Consider the following 15,374-nt stretch of genomic DNA (forward strand, 5'->3'; position numbering starts at 1 on the left):
TCGCATACTCCATCGCCGAGGGGGAGGTCTATGAAATCGCCGGCTGTAGTGCCCCGTTTGTTGCTCCTGTCGCTGTGCCTGTGTCCCCCGGCTGCCGCGGCCGCCGAGTGGTCCAATACTGAAGCGCAGTTGCAGTACGGCCACCTGGATAACCCTTATACGGGCAGGGGCACCGATACCACCATTCTGACTCTTCAGCACGCCAGTGGTTGGCAGTATGGCGACAATTACTTCTTCGTGGACTTTCTCAACGACAGTCGCGGCGACGGCTTCAACGATAAGGACGTCTACGCCGAGTGGTACAGCAATTTCAGTCTCGGCAAGATCACCGGCTGCGACCTGGCGGTCGGGCCCTTTTCGGACTTCGGCCTGATATTCGGCTACAACTTCGCCGCGGATGCCAATGTGGGCAAGGTGTTACCGGGGATCCGTCTGTCCTGGGAGATTCCCGCCGAAGGCGCCTTTCTCAATACCGACATCACCGCGTTTATCGATGATAGCGACGGGGATATGGCGCCGCGGGAAGGGGACAGCTTTATGGTGGATTTCAATGGTGCCTTTCCATTCACCATCGGCGGGCAGGACTTCAGCATCGAGGGGCACATCGAGTATATCGAGGGCCGCCGCATCGAATCCGGGGGACGCGCAAAAAGCTGGATATTCGCCCAGCCGCAGTTCCGCTGGGATATGGGCAAGGCGCTGTTCGACAGTCCCAAGCAGCTCTTTGTGGGAATCGAGTATCAGTACTGGCGCAACAAGCAGGGCACCGACGTGGACGAGAGCGCGGTCCAGGCCCTGCTGGTGTGGCGGTTTTGATCAACAATGGAGGGGCGTCACGCGGGATATCGATCGCCCGGCGGATTTCCACGCAGCAGTGAGTGCGGATCCAGCCGATAGAATGCACAGAGTTCCCCGTACAGTTGCGGGTGGAATGTCTTCATCTCGGTGGGGGTGACAAAGAAAGTTTCGGTGGCCACGGCAAAAAACTCCGCCGGCGACTGGGCGCCGTAGACGTCCAGTATCGACGGTGTCTCTTCGTCGACGGGCGTATCGCCGGATTCCTCTGCGTCCAGTTTGCGCTGCAGCCGCTCGAATTCGCGGCCCATCACTGCCGCCCAGTTCTTTCCCTCGCCGGCGTCGCTGAACAGCGGCCGGCCGTCGTAGTAGCCGTCCTCCTCGTCGAGCTTGTGTGCGAATTCGTGCAGTGCCACATTCCGTCCCTGCTGTGGGTGCATCATATCCTGCTGCAGATCCCCCCAAGACAATACCACCGGCCCGCGGTAGTGGGACTCGCCCTCGCGGGCACTGTGCTCCGTGGATTCCACATGGCCCTCGACACGGGTTTCGCGGGCGACGTAGGTGTCCGGGTAGATCAACACCGTGTACAGGTTCGGGTAGCAGTTGTTTTTGCGGCCCAGCAGCAACAGGCAGGCGAAGCCGGCCACCGACACACGTATCGGTTCGGTCACCTGCAGGCCGTTGCAGCCGACGAACTCCTTGTCGTGCAGGAACAGGGCAACATTGGCCTGCAGCTCCTGCTGTTGCGCCGGTGGCAGGCAGCGGTAGAGAGGCAGGGCATCGATCAGCAGTTGCTGCTGTCTGTCGGACAGCGGTTTCTTGCGCAGGTGCTCGCGGCGCCAGCGCCGGTAGTAGAGCGGCACCAGCCAGACGAGGATTGCGAGCAGGATAATGGCCAGGAAAGTGGTCATGGAGCTCCGGGTCAGCGCTGTGGATTCTCAATGTTAGGGAATTCCGTACTTGCGCGCGAGCCGGTCGATATCTGATTTGGACCTGGAGGCCCCGGGGCATTTCCTCCTGAGCCACTGGCTCGATTCACTGCTCGTGTCACCGGAGACCAATTGTAAGACTTCCCAGCAGCGATCCCCCTGTTGAACAAAGGTCCCGGTGGCGGTCCTGTAGTTGTCATCTTCGGACTTGAACTTGCGGACTTTATGGCGTTCTCGAGCCAGTTTCTTCGCCAAATTAGGGTCGAACACGGTGGAACGGGATTTGGCGCCGGATTCTGGCGTCGCCGGTCGCTCGGTGGTCCCGGCGGTATCCTTTTGCGGCGCTGGGGCAGCGGGTTTCTGTTCTGTCTGGATGACTGTTTTCGGTTTTTCCGGGGCCGGACCTGCGGGCGGCGCAGTCTCTGCCGGAGCTTCCGGACTCGCAGTCGATTCAGGCTCTGCCAACGGATCGAGAGCTTCTGCCGGCGCCACTTCGGGTTCCGGCGGCTGTGCAATGGTGATACGGATCGGGGCCGGTCGGGGAGGGGTTCGCGCCGCAGTGAAACCGGCAGTAGCAGCAGGAAAGCATGCAGCGCAACAGCGATTGCCCCGGCCACAGCGATACGCCGCGGGGCAAGCGTGTTTACCGGGGGAGAGGGGAATAAGTCGATGGTATGCGACACGGGCCGGGCGATGCTTTCCGTTGCGAGTAAGTCCTGGTGGTTGGAGTGGTGGAGAAAGAGGTTGGTTCCCCGGGACGGGATCTCTACTCCCTCTCCCATCGGGAGAGGGCCGGGGAGAGGGGAAGGGATTTGGCACTGAGCCCGACGGCAAAATCGACTATCTTCAAACCAGGGCTTGCAAAGCGCCTCCCGCGAGGGCAGAATGCGCGCCCTATCGAGCTTCACCGGCGATCCACCGGAAGGCTGGGAAGTTCGGTAACTTGCGGATTTTTAAGAAATTTTCCTTAAAAGTAGTTGACGCGGCAAAGCCGCTTCACTATAGTTCGCAACCACAATGCAACGCGCTCGTAGCTCAGCTGGATAGAGTACCTGGCTACGACCCAGGCGGTCGGAGGTTCGAATCCTCCCGAGCGCGCCATACAGAAAGGGCCCGATCCGAAAGGATCGGGCCCTTTTTTTATCGCTGTTTCTGGCGCAAAGAGACCAGTGGGACAGGTGGCCGGCAAGCTATACTGGCCCTACGGGCTGTTGCGAGGCGGAATTCCCGCCCGACCTGGCCCGAAACACCCGGACTCCCTATGGCAGATCGACGGGACAGCGACACAGACCCCACCCGGGAGCCGCCCACACCGGAACAGCCGCCACAGCGTCCCATGCCGTGGTTGCCCTACCTGGTGTGGATCATGGCGATCCTGCTGACCTCCCAGTATCTGGTAAACACCGCCGACACGCCCCGGCGCCAGCAGCTTTCCTACACCGCCTTCAAGCAGAAGGTCACCGAGGGCCGGGTGGCCAGCGTGACCCTGCAGGGGGAAAACATCCGCGGCAGCTACAAGGGCGCCGACAGCGAGACGGTTGCCACCGGTGATCGCCCGCAGCCGAAGCATTTTTCCACCACTCTGCCGCCGGTGGACGATCCGGACCTGATGCTGCTGCTGGAGGACTACCAGGTGGAGGTGCGGGCCGAGCCCGCCGAAGGCAACTTCTGGTCGCGGCTGCTGATCGGCCTGATCCCGTGGCTGCTGATCCTCGGTCTGCTGCTCTTCTTTGCCAGCCGCATGCAGGCGCGCATGGGCGGTGCCGGGGGCATGGGTGGCGGTCAGGGGGCTTTCGGTTTCGGCAAATCCAAGGCCAGGCGCTTCGAGCGGGGCGAATCCAATGTGACCTTCGACGATGTGGCCGGGCTGGCCCACGCCAAACGCGATCTGCAGGAGATTGCCGGCTACCTGCAGGACCCGGATCACTACCGCAGGCTGGGGGCCAAGATTCCCAAGGGCATCCTGCTGATGGGGCCACCGGGTACCGGCAAGACACTGCTGGCCAAGGCGCTGGCCGGCGAGAGCGATGTCCCCTTCTTCAGTATCAGCGGCTCCGAGTTTATCGAGATGTTTGTCGGCGTGGGTGCCTCGCGGGTGCGGGATATGTTTGCCAGCGCCAAGAAGGAATCGCCATCGATCATCTTTATCGACGAGATCGACTCCGTGGGCCGCGCCCGCGGCGCCGGCCTGGGTGGCGGCCACGACGAGCGCGAACAGACCCTGAACCAGATCCTCGGCGAGATGGACGGTTTCGATCCCCACGAGGCGGTGGTGGTGATCGCGGCCACCAACCGCCCGGATGTGCTGGATGCGGCGCTGATGCGCCCGGGCCGTTTCGACCGCAAGATCACCCTGGACCTGCCGGACAGGCCCGCCCGCCTGGCGATCCTGCAAATCCACTCCCGCGAGGTGCCGGTGGCGGACGACGTGAATATGGAGCGGCTGGCGGCGTTGACGGTGGGCTTCGCCGGTGCCGATCTGGAAAACCTGATCAACGAGGCGGCGCTGCTGGCCGGGCGCGAGGACAAGCCGGCGGTGGATATGGCCTGTATGCTGCAGGCCCGGGACAAGGTGGTGCTGGGCGGCGAGCGGGAAATGGTGATCAGCGACGACGAGAAAAAGATCATCGCCTACCACGAATCCGGCCACGCGCTGGTGGCCAGCCTGCTGCCCCACGCGGATCCGCTGGACAAGGCCACCATCATTCCCCGCGGCCGCAGCCTGGGCGCCACCGAGCAGATTCCGGAAGAGGAGCACCACAGCCTGCGCCCCAGTTACCTGCGCGATCGCATCGGCGTCATGCTCGGCGGGCGGGCGTCGGAAAAGGTGATCTTTGGCGAGGTCAGTTCCGGCGCAGATGAGGACCTCAAACAGGCCACGCGCCTGGCGCGGCATATGGTGATCCACTGGGGCATGAGCGACAAGATCGGCCCGGTGGCCTTTCGCCGCGGCGAGGAACATGTCTTCCTCGGCCGCGAAATTGCCCAGCAGCAGGATTTCAGTGAGCATACGGCGCAGATTATCGACGAGGAGATCGGCGAGCTGGTGCGGGGCATTGAGAAAGAGGTGGTCGAATTACTGGAAAATAACCGGGACAGGCTGGATAAACTGGCGCGAGCGCTGTTGGAGAAGGAGACGTTGGAATCTGCGGAGATCCGGCAGATTGTCGGTGGCGATAACAAGCCGTAACTATAAAAGGCTACGAAATTATGGCACTGGGTTGGCCTCGGCCGTAGGATGGGCAAAGCGCAGCGTGCCCATCATCCACTCGGCGAACGGCCGGTGGAGTAGGGTTCAGCGTTCAAACAGCTTTAGCAGTTTTTCCAGCGGCAGGCAGTTGACTACGTCTTTCTTTTCCAGCCAACCGCGCCGCGCCTGGTCGATGCCGAAGCGCATATAGTCGAGATCGGTTGCGCTGTGGGCATCGGTGGCGATGGAAATCTTTACCCCGAGATCCTTCGCCATCTTGCAGCTTTCATCGGTCAGGTCCAGGCGATCCGGCTGTGCATTGAGCTCGATGGCGCGGCCTCTGTCCGCCGCCTCTTCGAGTATTTTTTCCAGGTCGAATTCGTAGGCTTCACGTTCGTTGATCAGGCGACCGCTGGGATGGGCGAGGATATGGCAGTGGCGGTTGTCCAGTGCGCGCAGTATCCGTTCGGTCTGTTTCTTGCGCGGCAGGTCGAACTTGTGGTGCACCGCGCAGAGCACAAAATCCAGCTCTTTCAGCGCGCTGTCAGGCAGGTCCAGTTTGCCGTCCTCGAGAATATCCACCTCGATGGATTTCAGAATGCGGATGTCATCCTGATCGCCGTTGAATTTGTCGATGGCATCCAGCTGTTTGCGCAACCGCTTTTCGTCCAGGCCGTTGGCCACCGCCAGTCGGCGGGAGTGGTCGGTGATGGCCAGGTATTCGTAGCCACGCTCCGCCGCCGCCCGGGCCATCTTCTTCAGTGAGTCGTGGCCGTCGGTGGCTTTGGTGTGAGCGTGCAGGTTGCCGCGGATGTCGTCGAGTTCGATCAGCTTGGGCAGCTCGCCCTTGCGCGCTGCTTCCAGCTCGCCGCGGTTCTCGCGCAGTTCCGGCTCGATATAGGGCAGGTCCATCTTTTTGTAGACGGACTTCTCTGTCTTGCCGGCGATACGCTCGTCGCCTTTGAACACGCCGTACTCGTTGACCTTGTAACCCTTTTTGATCCCCAGCTTGCGCACGGCGATATTGTGATCCCTGGAACCGGTAAAATAGTGCTGCGCGGCGCCGAAGCTGACCTGGGGCACCACCCGCAGGTCCACCTGCATACCGCAACGCAGGTAGACGGTGGAGCGGGTCTTGCCCTTGGAGACGATTTCGTCCACCTCCTCATAGTCGGTGAAGTGATCCATGACATCCGCATCCTGTTTTGCGGTAATCAGGATATCCAGGTCGCCGACCGTCTCCTTGCGCCGGCGGTAGCTGCCGGCGATGGCGATGTCTTTCAGGCCCTTGGCCTTTTTCAGGTATTCCACCAGCGGCTTGGCGATCTCCTCGGCCTCGATCAGCTGGGTGCGCTGTTCGTCGCCGGCGTACTTTACCAGCCGCTGTTTGATCTTCTCCTCGCTCTTGTCGCCGAAACCTTCCACGTTGCGGATATCGCCGCGCTCAGCGGCCTCTTTCAGGTCGTCGATGGTGTCGATCTCCAGTGCCTCGTGCAGCGCCTTGATCCGCTTGGCGCCCAGCCCCTCGATCTTCATCAACTCACTGAGGGCCTTGGGGGTGCGTTGCTCGACTTCGTCCAGCAGTGGCAGATCGCCGCTCTCCACCAGTTTGTCGATCTTTTCCGCCAGGTCGTCGCCGATATCCGGCAGTTCCGACAGGTCCTCGCCATCGTCGATCAGGTCGGCCATGGCGCGGGGATAGCCGCGCACGGTGCGCGCGGCATTGCGGTAGGCGCGTACGCGGAAGGGGTTGGCGCCCTCGATTTCCAGCAGGTCGGCCAGGCGATCGAATTTGTCGGCGATTTCACGATTGTGGACCGGCATAGCGGCATCAGTCGATCGAAGGAAGTGTTCTGTCAGTATAGGGAAGAGCCATCTGCTGTCCGAATGGGTTAGTGTGCTGTGCGGGAAGTTCGCGAACAAAGGAGCATAGCCAAAGCGCTCAGATCAAGGCGAGAAAGCGCTGGAATAGCAGCGTTATTTCAAGCTTTCTCAACGCAGAGCTGGGCGCTTTGGCGCAGCGAACTGTTTGCGAACTTCCCGTACGGCACACTAGCGTTCGAGAAGCCGCTTGAAGGCGTCTTCGTCGATACAGTCGACCCCCTGTTCCTCGGCCTCGTCCCGTTTGCTGCCCGGGCTGTCGCCCAGCACCAGGTAGTCGGTTTCACCGCTGATACTGGAGGTGGCGCGACCACCGAGCGCTTCCACCTGCTCCCTGGCCTCACTGCGGGTGAAGTCGTGCAGCGCACCGCTGAAGACAAAGGTCTTTCCCTTCAGGGGCTGGCTGTCGCGCGCCGGCATCTCCCCGATCTCCAGGCCCGCACGGTGCAGGCGCTGCAGAATCCTGCGGTTGTCTTTGTCGGCGAAGAAGTCGGCGGTGGCGGCGGCGATCTCGGCGCCGATATCGGGAATTTTCTGCAGGCGCTCCCTGTCCGCTTTCATCAGCCTGTCGAGAGTGCCGAACTCGCCGGCCAGCTGACGCGCCACGCGATGGCCTACATGGGCAATACCGAGGGCGTACAGGAATCGATCCAGGCGCGCGCTCTTGGCGTCCTGAATGGCATCGTGGAGTTTGCCTGCGGATTTTTCCGCGTAGCCTTCGAGAGACTCCAGATCGTTTTTTTTCAGCTGATAGAGATCCGCCAGGTTTTCCACCAGCCCGCGCGTTACCAGCTGGTCGGCGGCATCTTCGCCCAGGTGGTCGATATCCATCGCCTCCCGCGAGGCGAAATGCCGGATACGGCCGCGCAGCTGGGCGGGGCAGGCGAGACCGGCGCTGTAGATATGGTAGGCACCCTCGCGCGTGATGGCCGCGTCGCAGACCGGGCATTGCCCCGGCATCTCGAATCGATCCCCGCGTTTCCTGCCCGGGCGCTTGATGCGCTCGGCGATTTCCGGAATCACATCGCCGGCGCGGATGATCTTTACCCGGTCGCCGATACGGATATCCTTGCGCCGCGCCTCGCGTTCATTGTGCAGCGTGGCGCGGCTGACGGTGACGCCGCCCACATCCACTGGCTGCAGCAGCGCCACCGGTGTCAGAATGCCGGTGCGGCCCACCTGCACCACAATATCCTCCACCAGTGTGCTCTCCTCGCGGGGCTCGAATTTCCAGGCCAGCGCCCAGCGCGGATTGCGGTCGCGGGTGCCGAGGGTCTCCCGCAGTTCGCGATCATCCACCTTGATGACAATGCCGTCGATTTCGTAGTCGAGGTCATCGCGACGCCCGACCAGCTTCCGGTGGTATTTCTCGATCTCTTTGAAGCTGCTGGCGGTTTTGTTCAGCGGTGTGACCCTGAGCCCCCAGTCGCGCAGTTGTCTGAGTACTTTTTCGTGGGAATCGGGAAGATCGCCGTCCGCGGCAAGTATTTCGTAGAAGAATATGGCCAGCGGTTTGCCCGCCACATTTCTGGATTCGTACTGGCGCATCAGTCCCGCCGCGGCATTGCGGGGATTGGCGAAGGGATTCCGGCCGCTCTCCACGCGCTGCTTGTTGAGTCGAGTGAAACCGTCCAGCGGCATATAGACCTCGCCGCGAACCGCCAGTCGATCCGGCAGTTCGTCCCCCTGTAGTGACAGCGGCAGGGTGTGCACTGTCTTCAGGTTGCGGGAGATATCTTCGCCAACCCGGCCATTGCCACGGGTAGCGCCGCGTTCGAATTTCCCCTCGCGGTAAATCACTTCCACGGAAAGGCCGTCGAACTTGGGCTCCAGCACCAGATCGGTAGAGCGGCTGTCGGCCGCTTCCCGGGCGCGGTCGAGAAGCCTTTTGACGGCGTCGGCCTCCAGTGTTGCCTGAAGACTCAGTAGCGGCGCGCTGTGTTCGACTTTTTCCAGTTCACTGACCGGTTCGGCACCGACGCGCTGGGTGGGGGAGTCGTCGGTTTTCAGTTTGGGATGGGCGTCTTCCAGATCTTCCAGGCGTTTTAACAGCTTGTCGTATTTTGCGTCGGATATTCTGGGGGCATCTTTTACGTAGTAGAGGTGGTCGTGATAGTTGATGCCTTCGCGCAGCGCGGCCGCCTCCCCGGCGGCCTCGTCCTCGTTGAGGTCGTCGATATTCTTGAAGTCGGTATCGGGGTTTTTCTTGAAGTCCATAAGGATATTCAAGATAGCATCGCGGTAGAAGTCTGCTTGCAGGGCAAAACAGCACGCGTAACGAGCCTGCTCGTTGTGCAGTTTGCGACCGGCCATGGATGGCCGGGCCGGCGTTAGCTCCACGGATGGCTGCTTGGGCATGAGCCACTTCGAAGCCACCGCCATTCGCCTGCAAGCAGGTTCCTACAGGCGTAGCGAAGTCCAACGGATAGGCCCCGGGGGCGGGTTGTCGGAGTTCGTGGAACTCACTCCAGCCTACACCGTTGTTCGGGTCCTCAGGCAGCCTCGATGCCGGTGTCTCCGCCCGCCAGCTCCCTTGCAAAGGCCGCCTCGATCAGTTCCGCCTCGCGCAGCCGCTTGATCCGCTCGAAGAACACCTGCGCCTCCGGGTAGCCCAGCTTCAGGTAGGCCAGCCACTGCTTGATGCGGTTGCCGAGGTATTTGGCGGGGTAGACCTCGCGGGTGGTCAGGTAGTAGTCCCAGAGGAGAGGGACGATGTCGCGCCAGGCCATGGGCGTGTAATCGCGGCCCTCGCAGAAGGCCTTCACCTGCAGCGCCAAGTCCGGGCGCGCCAGCAGGCTGCGGCCGAACATGAAGGCATCGCAGCCGGTCACATCGCGGCAGCGCCGGAAATCGTCCAGTGTCCAGATATCGCCGTTGGCCACCACCGGCATCGCGAGTTGTTCGCGGATTTCGCCCACATACTCCCAGTAGGCCGGCGGGCGATAGCCGTCTTTTTTCGAGCGGGCGTGTACTGCCAGTTCGCCGGCGCCGCCGTTTTCCGCCGCGCGGGCATTGTCCAGGTAGCTGGACCGGTCCTCGAAGCCCAGGCGGATCTTGGCGGAGACGGGGATCTCGGCGGGAAGGGCGCGGCGCACGGCGCCGACGATCGCCTCCACCCGGTGCGGGCTTTGCAGCAGGCAGGCGCCGCCGTCGCTGTTGTTGACGGATTTGGCCGGGCAGCCGAAATTCAGGTCGATGGCCCGGGCGCCCACTTCCACTGCTTTGGCGGCGTTCCAGGCGACGGCATCGGGGTTGCCGCCCAGCAGTTGCAGGCGCACCGGTACACCGCTGGGTGTGGAGGCTTCCCGTGCCAGCTCCGGGCACAGCCGCAGGAACACCTTGCGTGGCAGCCTGGTGTGGGTCACCCGCACAAACTCGGTCACGCAGATATCCACGCCGCCGACGGCGGACAGCAGGGCGCGCACATGGTGGTCGATCACGCCTTCCATGGGGGCCTGGTAGAGTCGCGGAATAGCCAATGTCTGTTGGGTCATAATTTCGGGCTAACAGGGAAACGCGGCCGGTTGAGGAGGGCGAATTTTACCAGTGTTGTCGGATTGTCACTAATTTCTTCCCGACATTGGGTGGGATATGCCAATAAGCCGGTAATATCCGGTCATGGCTGTGCGGAAAAGGCACTGGTTACGCGTAATCGGCTTATGTATGACAAATGCTTTATCGTTGCGCGTGTAACTAATAAGTGTTTGATTTTAAAAGGTTGTTATTTTGTAATAGCGCCCGCCCGGCCCGGAGATTTTACCGGGGGCCGCGATGATCGCGCCGAGATCTGTGCGCTCAGTGCATTTTGGCGGCGTAGATGCATGCTGGTTGCACGTATTAGCCGCCAAAATGTGCTGAGTGTGCAGAGGTCAAGCGAGGGCGCGGCCAGCGGCGCCCGGTAATATGCTGTATTTCTGGAGGTCCAGAAAACTTCAGAAAAAATTGGGCCAAAATGAATAGCAAGCGGCCCGGTGAAATATCCGGGCTGAGCGGATGAAAGGAAAAATAGTGCAAGAAACCTTATTACAACAGGGGCTGGACATAACCGTGTTCGGCATGGGAATCGTGTTCACCTTCCTGCTGGTGCTGGTTATCGGTACCAGTATCATGTCCCGCATTATTGTCCGTAACTTTCCCGAAGCGGAGCCTGTCGCTCCCGTATCCGGCAACCAGCGCGATGACAGCCCGCGCCTGCGCGCCATTGCCAAGGCGGCGATCCAGAAACACCGCGAGCGCAACAAGTAATCGGGTGCTTCCACCATTCAATGACCGGTTGCCGAACATTTCAATAAATTACCGAGAGAGACGACCCCATGACTGAGGCTAAAAAGCCACTGGGCATTACCGATGTGGTCCTGCGCGATGCGCACCAGTCACTTTTCGCCACCCGCCTGCGCCTGGACGATATGCTGCCGATTGCAGAAAAGCTGGATAAGGTCGGCTTCTGGTCGCTGGAATCCTGGGGTGGCGCCACTTTTGATGCCTGTATCCGCTACCTGGGCGAAGATCCCTGGGAGCGTATCCGCGAGCTGAAAAAAGCCATGCCCAATACGCCGCAGCAGATGCTGTTCCGCGGCCAGAATATTCTCGGTTACCGCCACTACGCCGACGACGTGGTGGAGAAATTCGTCGAGCGCGCCGCGGTAAACGGTGTGGATGTATTCCGCGTGTTCGATGCCATGAACGATATGCGCAACCTGGAGACGGCGCTGGCCGCCGTGAAGAAACAGGGCAAACACGCGCAGGGCACCATTTCCTACACCGTCAGCCCGGTGCACACCATGGACCTGTGGGTGGACCTGGGGCGCCAGCTCGAGGACATGGGCGCGGACTCCATCGCCATCAAGGATATGGCCGGCCTGTTGCGTCCCTACGAGGGCTACGAACTGGTAAAAAAACTGAAGGCAGCGGTGGATATTCCCATCCACATGCAGTGCCACGCCACTACCGGCCTCTCCACTGCCACGGCGCTGAAATGCGTGGAGGCGGGGATCGACAATGTGGACACGGCCATCTCCTCCATGTCCATGACATACGGTCACAGCCCCACCGAATCCCTGGTGGCCATTCTCGAGGGCACCGATCGCGATACCGGCCTGGATATCGAGCTGCTGGAAGAGATCGCGGCCTACTTCCGCGAGGTGCGCAAGAAGTACGCCAAATTTGAAGGCTCGCTCAAGGGCGTGGACTCGCGCATCCTGGTGGCCCAGGTGCCCGGCGGCATGCTCACGAATATGGAAAACCAGCTACGCGAACAGGGCGCCGGGGACAAACTGGATCGGGTGCTGGAGGAAATCCCCCGCGTGCGCAAGGACCTGGGTTACCTGCCGCTGGTAACGCCCACCTCCCAGATCGTCGGCACCCAGGCGGTGCTGAACGTGCTCACCGGCGAGCGCTACAAGAATATCTCCAAGGAAACCGCGGCGGTACTGCGCGGCCAGTACGGCGCAACCCCGGCGGAGGTAGACAGCGAGTTGCAGGAGCGGGTACTGGAAGGCGAGGAACCGGTAACCTGCCGCCCGGCGGACCTGCTGGAGCCGGAGCTGGACAAGCTGACCGGAGAACTGAAAGAGCAGGCCTCGCGGGAGGACATCGCCCTCACCGATGGCGAGGGGCAGATCGACGATGTGCTGACCTATGCGCTCTTCCCGCAGATAGGCCTCAAGTTCCTGCAGAACCGCGGTAACCCGGATGCCTTCGAACCGGCGCCCACCGGCGCGGAAAACAGCGCGGTTACCAACGAGAAGGGCGAGGGTGTCTACACCGTCACCATCGAGGGCCAGTCCTACAACGTCACCGTCGCCGACGGCGGCGATGTCACCAGCATGGCGCCGTCCTCCGGCAATGCGGCGGCCGCACCTGCGGCGGCACCGGCAACCGGCGGCGAGCCGGTGAAGGCGCCGCTGGCCGGCAATATCTTCAAGGTACTGGTCAAGCCCGGCGAGCAGGTCACCGAGGGCCAGACCATCGTGGTGCTGGAGGCGATGAAAATGGAGACCTCAGTCAGTGCTCCCCATGCCGGCAGCGTGACCGAGGTGTCGGTGAAAGAGGGCGATTCCGTGGCGGTGGGCGATGTCCTGCTGTCCATCGCATAACGGAGGCACCTGTGGATAATCTGATCAACCTGTGGCAGTCGTCCGGCGTCTACCAGATGGCGTCCGGCCAGTTCGCGATGATCGTGGTGGGACTGCTGCTGCTGTTTCTCGCCATTCGCAAGAATTTCGAGCCGTTGCTGCTGGTGCCCATCGGTTTCGGTGGCATTCTCGCCAATATTCCCGGCGCCGACCTGGCGCTGTCGGCGGCGGAGACGGCCATCGTGTCCGGCGACAGCGGCGTGTTGCTGCAGATGGCGCAGCTCCTCGGTGTCGACGGCGGCGATGTCTACGCCGTAAAAGAGGCCCTGGCCAATGCACCGGCGGCGGTCAAAACCCAGGCCGCGCAACTGGCGATCGACAGCGGCTTCAGCAACGGCATGCTGTACAACTTCTACAACGTGGCCATCGCCTCCGGTGCGGCGCCGCTGGTGATCTTCATGGGCGTGGGCGCCATGACGGATTTCGGCCCGCTGCTGGCCAATCCGCGCACCCTCTTCCTGGGCGCCGCGGCGCAGTTCGGTATTTTCGCCACGGTGCTGGGCGCGGTGGGCCTTTCGGTGGCCGGCATCATGGATTTCTCCATCGCCGACGCCGCCGCCATCGGTATCATCGGCGGCGCCGACGGCCCCACGGCCATCTATGTCTCCAGCCTGCTGGCGCCGGAACTGCTGGGGGCGATTGCGGTGGCGGCCTATTCCTACATGGCCCTGGTGCCGCTGATCCAGCCGCCCATCATGCGCGCGCTGACCACGCCGGAAGAGCGCAAAATCGAGATGGTGCAGCTTCGCCATGTGAGCAAGCGCGAGAAGATCACCTTCCCGCTGTTGCTGCTGATCCTCGTGGCGCTGTTCCTGCCGGACGCGGCACCGCTGCTGGGCATGTTCTGTTTCGGCAACCTGATGCGCGAGTGCGGTGTGGTGGCGCGGTTGTCCGATACCGCCCAGAACGCGCTGATCAATATCACCACCATCTTTCTCGGACTGTCGGTGGGCTCCAAGCTGGCGGCGGACAAGTTCCTGGATCCGAAGACCCTGGGCATCCTGGCGCTGGGTATCGTCGCCTTTTCCATCGGCACTGCCTGCGGCCTGTTGATGGCGAAACTGCTGAACCTGGTGAGCAAGCACAAGGTGAATCCGCTGATCGGTTCCGCCGGCGTCTCCGCGGTGCCCATGGCCGCGCGGGTGTCCAACAAGGTGGGCCTGGAATCCAACCCGCACAACTTCCTGCTGATGCACGCCATGGGCCCGAACGTGGCCGGCGTGATCGGCTCGGCGGTGGCGGCCGGCGTGATGATCACCATGGTGCGCAGCATGACCGGCTGATCCCCTTGGCTGTTGTGTTGACTACTGTGTTGATACGGAAGGCGAGCTGTCTGGCTCGCCTTTTTTCGTTTCCGGTTTTGTGTCGCTGTACTATCTTTTGTATCGTATCTTCGCCCCGCGACGGAGCGGGGTGTAGTAGAGGAATACCACTGCGCAAGCAGGGAGGGAGTCCGTGAAAAAACTGAAAAACGAAAAAGAGCTGGTAAAAAAGGCCATTGCCGCCGGCGTGAAATACGGTGAAAAGCGCGGTGTAGTGGAGTTCGAAGCCACGGATTCGGCGACGGAAAAAGTCGAGTATATCTACCGGCTGCTGGTGCACGACAAGGTGATACAGCCGATACCGGAAGACCAGGTGTCCCAGCTCACCATGCGTCACAAATTGGCGATCTGGGCCTCTCGCCTGGATTGAATGCCGGCCCGGGCCGGGCAGGAGAATCTCAACAGTGAATGGCACCGGGTTGAGGATCGGTACGGCAGTTTTCGTAGGATGGGCAAAGCGAAGCGTGCCCATCAAAGCTGCGGATGATGGGCACCGGCTTGACTCAGTGCCATGCGGTTGTGCAGTCCCTTTTCAGCGATTCACCCAGTCCCAGGCCTCGAGCTGCTGGTCTTTGTAGAAGAAGCGTATTTCCGCATTCATAAACAGGCCTGAAAAACGGGTTCCCCATTCCTCCCATTTCTGCTCGCCGATAATTGCGGTTCTGCCGTATTGATCGGCATGTTCGCGATCGAATTTCAGGTCTTCCCAAATCGCGCCCGGTTCGAAGCCATCGAAATCTTCCAGCTTTATGTAGAACCGCAACTGGCCGTACTCATCGAGCTTTTTCTCCAGCTCCGGTAGCAGCTGCCGGTAGTCGTCGGCTGTCAGCGTGCCGCTGGCAGTGATGGTCAGTACCCGGTTTTCATTGACTTGGTCCATTTTCAGCATACGGTGGCTCCGGCCAGGCAGGTGGGTTCACCACCTCGAAGAGCTGTAATTTCTGCAGAAAGTATGGCATAGCCGCTTCGCGGCGAGCCGCTCAAGACAGGCTGGGGACGGCGCAACCGGCGCGGCGCCCGCCGCGTGTACTGTCTGTTTCCCGCAGTCTCACCATGGTCGTGACTGATCGGTCTGCCTTGTGCCCGGTCAGAGCGGTGCGCGTGGTATCATAGGCGCGTT

Annotated in this window: 12 protein-coding genes and 1 tRNA gene; 7 read left to right on the forward strand and 6 right to left on the reverse strand. The window is 61.5% G+C overall.

The genetic code is table 11. The features are described 5' to 3' along the window. Positions 1 to 30 precede the first annotated feature (30 nt). A complete protein-coding gene (locus OQE62_RS08080) occupies positions 31 to 816 on the forward strand; it encodes an outer membrane protein OmpK (RefSeq protein ID WP_265721510.1) in 786 nt (261 codons plus the stop codon). 17 nt (positions 817 to 833) lie between these two features. Here OQE62_RS08080 and OQE62_RS08085 read toward each other — a convergent pair whose 3' ends face one another. Beyond that, on the reverse strand, positions 834 to 1,709 hold the full coding sequence (locus tag OQE62_RS08085) for a M90 family metallopeptidase (protein ID WP_265721511.1): 876 nt from the start codon (positions 1,707 to 1,709) through the stop codon (positions 834 to 836). Between the two features lie 33 nt (positions 1,710 to 1,742). Beyond that, a complete protein-coding gene (locus OQE62_RS08090) occupies positions 1,743 to 2,219 on the reverse strand; it encodes a hypothetical protein (RefSeq protein ID WP_265721512.1) in 477 nt (158 codons plus the stop codon). A 532-nt stretch (positions 2,220 to 2,751) separates the two neighbouring features. On the opposite strand from OQE62_RS08090, the gene OQE62_RS08095 reads away from it, so the two are divergent. Beyond that, positions 2,752 to 2,828 (forward strand) — tRNA-Arg (locus tag OQE62_RS08095). Between the two features lie 160 nt (positions 2,829 to 2,988). After that, the gene (gene ftsH / locus OQE62_RS08100) at positions 2,989 to 4,917 is read left to right on the forward strand and encodes an ATP-dependent zinc metalloprotease FtsH (protein WP_265721513.1); all 1,929 of its coding nucleotides are present in this window, start codon (positions 2,989 to 2,991) and stop codon (positions 4,915 to 4,917) included. Positions 4,918 to 5,022: 105 nt separating this feature from the next. On the opposite strand, the gene polX is transcribed toward ftsH, so the two are convergent. The 3 genes from polX to OQE62_RS08115 all read right to left on the reverse strand — a co-directional run bounded on the left by polX (position 5,023) and on the right by OQE62_RS08115 (position 10,292). Next, positions 5,023 to 6,741, reverse strand: a complete 1,719-nt coding sequence (gene polX / locus OQE62_RS08105) for a DNA polymerase/3'-5' exonuclease PolX (RefSeq protein WP_265721514.1) — start codon at positions 6,739 to 6,741, stop codon at positions 5,023 to 5,025. Positions 6,742 to 6,969: 228 nt separating this feature from the next. After that, a complete protein-coding gene (gene ligA / locus OQE62_RS08110) occupies positions 6,970 to 9,156 on the reverse strand; it encodes an NAD-dependent DNA ligase LigA (protein WP_265721515.1) in 2,187 nt (728 codons plus the stop codon). A gap of 134 nt (positions 9,157 to 9,290) precedes the next feature. Continuing rightward, entirely contained in the window at positions 9,291 to 10,292 is a 1,002-nt protein-coding gene (locus tag OQE62_RS08115) for a tRNA dihydrouridine synthase (RefSeq protein ID WP_265721516.1), read from the reverse strand. Between the two features lie 514 nt (positions 10,293 to 10,806). On the opposite strand from OQE62_RS08115, the gene OQE62_RS08120 reads away from it, so the two are divergent. The 4 genes from OQE62_RS08120 (at position 10,807) to OQE62_RS08135 (ending at position 14,624) form a co-directional block, all read left to right on the forward strand. Beyond that, entirely contained in the window at positions 10,807 to 11,043 is a 237-nt protein-coding gene (locus tag OQE62_RS08120; protein ID WP_265721517.1) for an OadG family protein, read from the forward strand. Between the two features lie 68 nt (positions 11,044 to 11,111). After that, positions 11,112 to 12,893 carry a sodium-extruding oxaloacetate decarboxylase subunit alpha gene (gene oadA / locus OQE62_RS08125; protein ID WP_265721518.1) on the forward strand — a complete coding sequence of 594 codons (1,782 nt, stop codon included), beginning with the start codon at positions 11,112 to 11,114 and terminating at the stop codon, positions 12,891 to 12,893. Between the two features lie 11 nt (positions 12,894 to 12,904). Beyond that, positions 12,905 to 14,215, forward strand: coding sequence for a sodium ion-translocating decarboxylase subunit beta (locus OQE62_RS08130; protein ID WP_265721519.1), 1,311 nt, complete (start codon positions 12,905 to 12,907; stop codon positions 14,213 to 14,215). Positions 14,216 to 14,387: 172 nt separating this feature from the next. Further along, positions 14,388 to 14,624, forward strand: coding sequence for a DUF5062 family protein (locus OQE62_RS08135; RefSeq protein WP_265721520.1), 237 nt, complete (start codon positions 14,388 to 14,390; stop codon positions 14,622 to 14,624). 162 nt (positions 14,625 to 14,786) lie between these two features. On the opposite strand, the gene OQE62_RS08140 is transcribed toward OQE62_RS08135, so the two are convergent. Beyond that, positions 14,787 to 15,143, reverse strand: a complete 357-nt coding sequence (locus tag OQE62_RS08140; protein WP_265721521.1) for a SpoIIAA family protein — start codon at positions 15,141 to 15,143, stop codon at positions 14,787 to 14,789. Positions 15,144 to 15,374: the final 231 nt, after the last annotated feature.

The organism is Microbulbifer halophilus (assembly GCF_026183675.1).
Taxonomy (GTDB): Bacteria; Pseudomonadota; Gammaproteobacteria; order Pseudomonadales; family Cellvibrionaceae; genus Microbulbifer; species Microbulbifer halophilus.

Coding starts and splice junctions, on each gene's coding strand:
- OQE62_RS08080 (WP_265721510.1), top strand. CDS start 31: ATGAAATCGCCGGCTGTAGTGCCCCGTTTGTTGCTCCTGTCGCTGTGC.
- OQE62_RS08085 (WP_265721511.1), bottom strand. CDS start 1,709: ATGACCACTTTCCTGGCCATTATCCTGCTCGCAATCCTCGTCTGGCTG.
- ftsH (WP_265721513.1), top strand. CDS start 2,989: ATGGCAGATCGACGGGACAGCGACACAGACCCCACCCGGGAGCCGCCC.
- polX (WP_265721514.1), bottom strand. CDS start 6,741: ATGCCGGTCCACAATCGTGAAATCGCCGACAAATTCGATCGCCTGGCC.
- ligA (WP_265721515.1), bottom strand. CDS start 9,156: ATGCCCAAGCAGCCATCCGTGGAGCTAACGCCGGCCCGGCCATCCATG.
- OQE62_RS08115 (WP_265721516.1), bottom strand. CDS start 10,292: ATGACCCAACAGACATTGGCTATTCCGCGACTCTACCAGGCCCCCATG.
- oadA (WP_265721518.1), top strand. CDS start 11,112: ATGACTGAGGCTAAAAAGCCACTGGGCATTACCGATGTGGTCCTGCGC.
- OQE62_RS08140 (WP_265721521.1), bottom strand. CDS start 15,143: ATGCTGAAAATGGACCAAGTCAATGAAAACCGGGTACTGACCATCACT.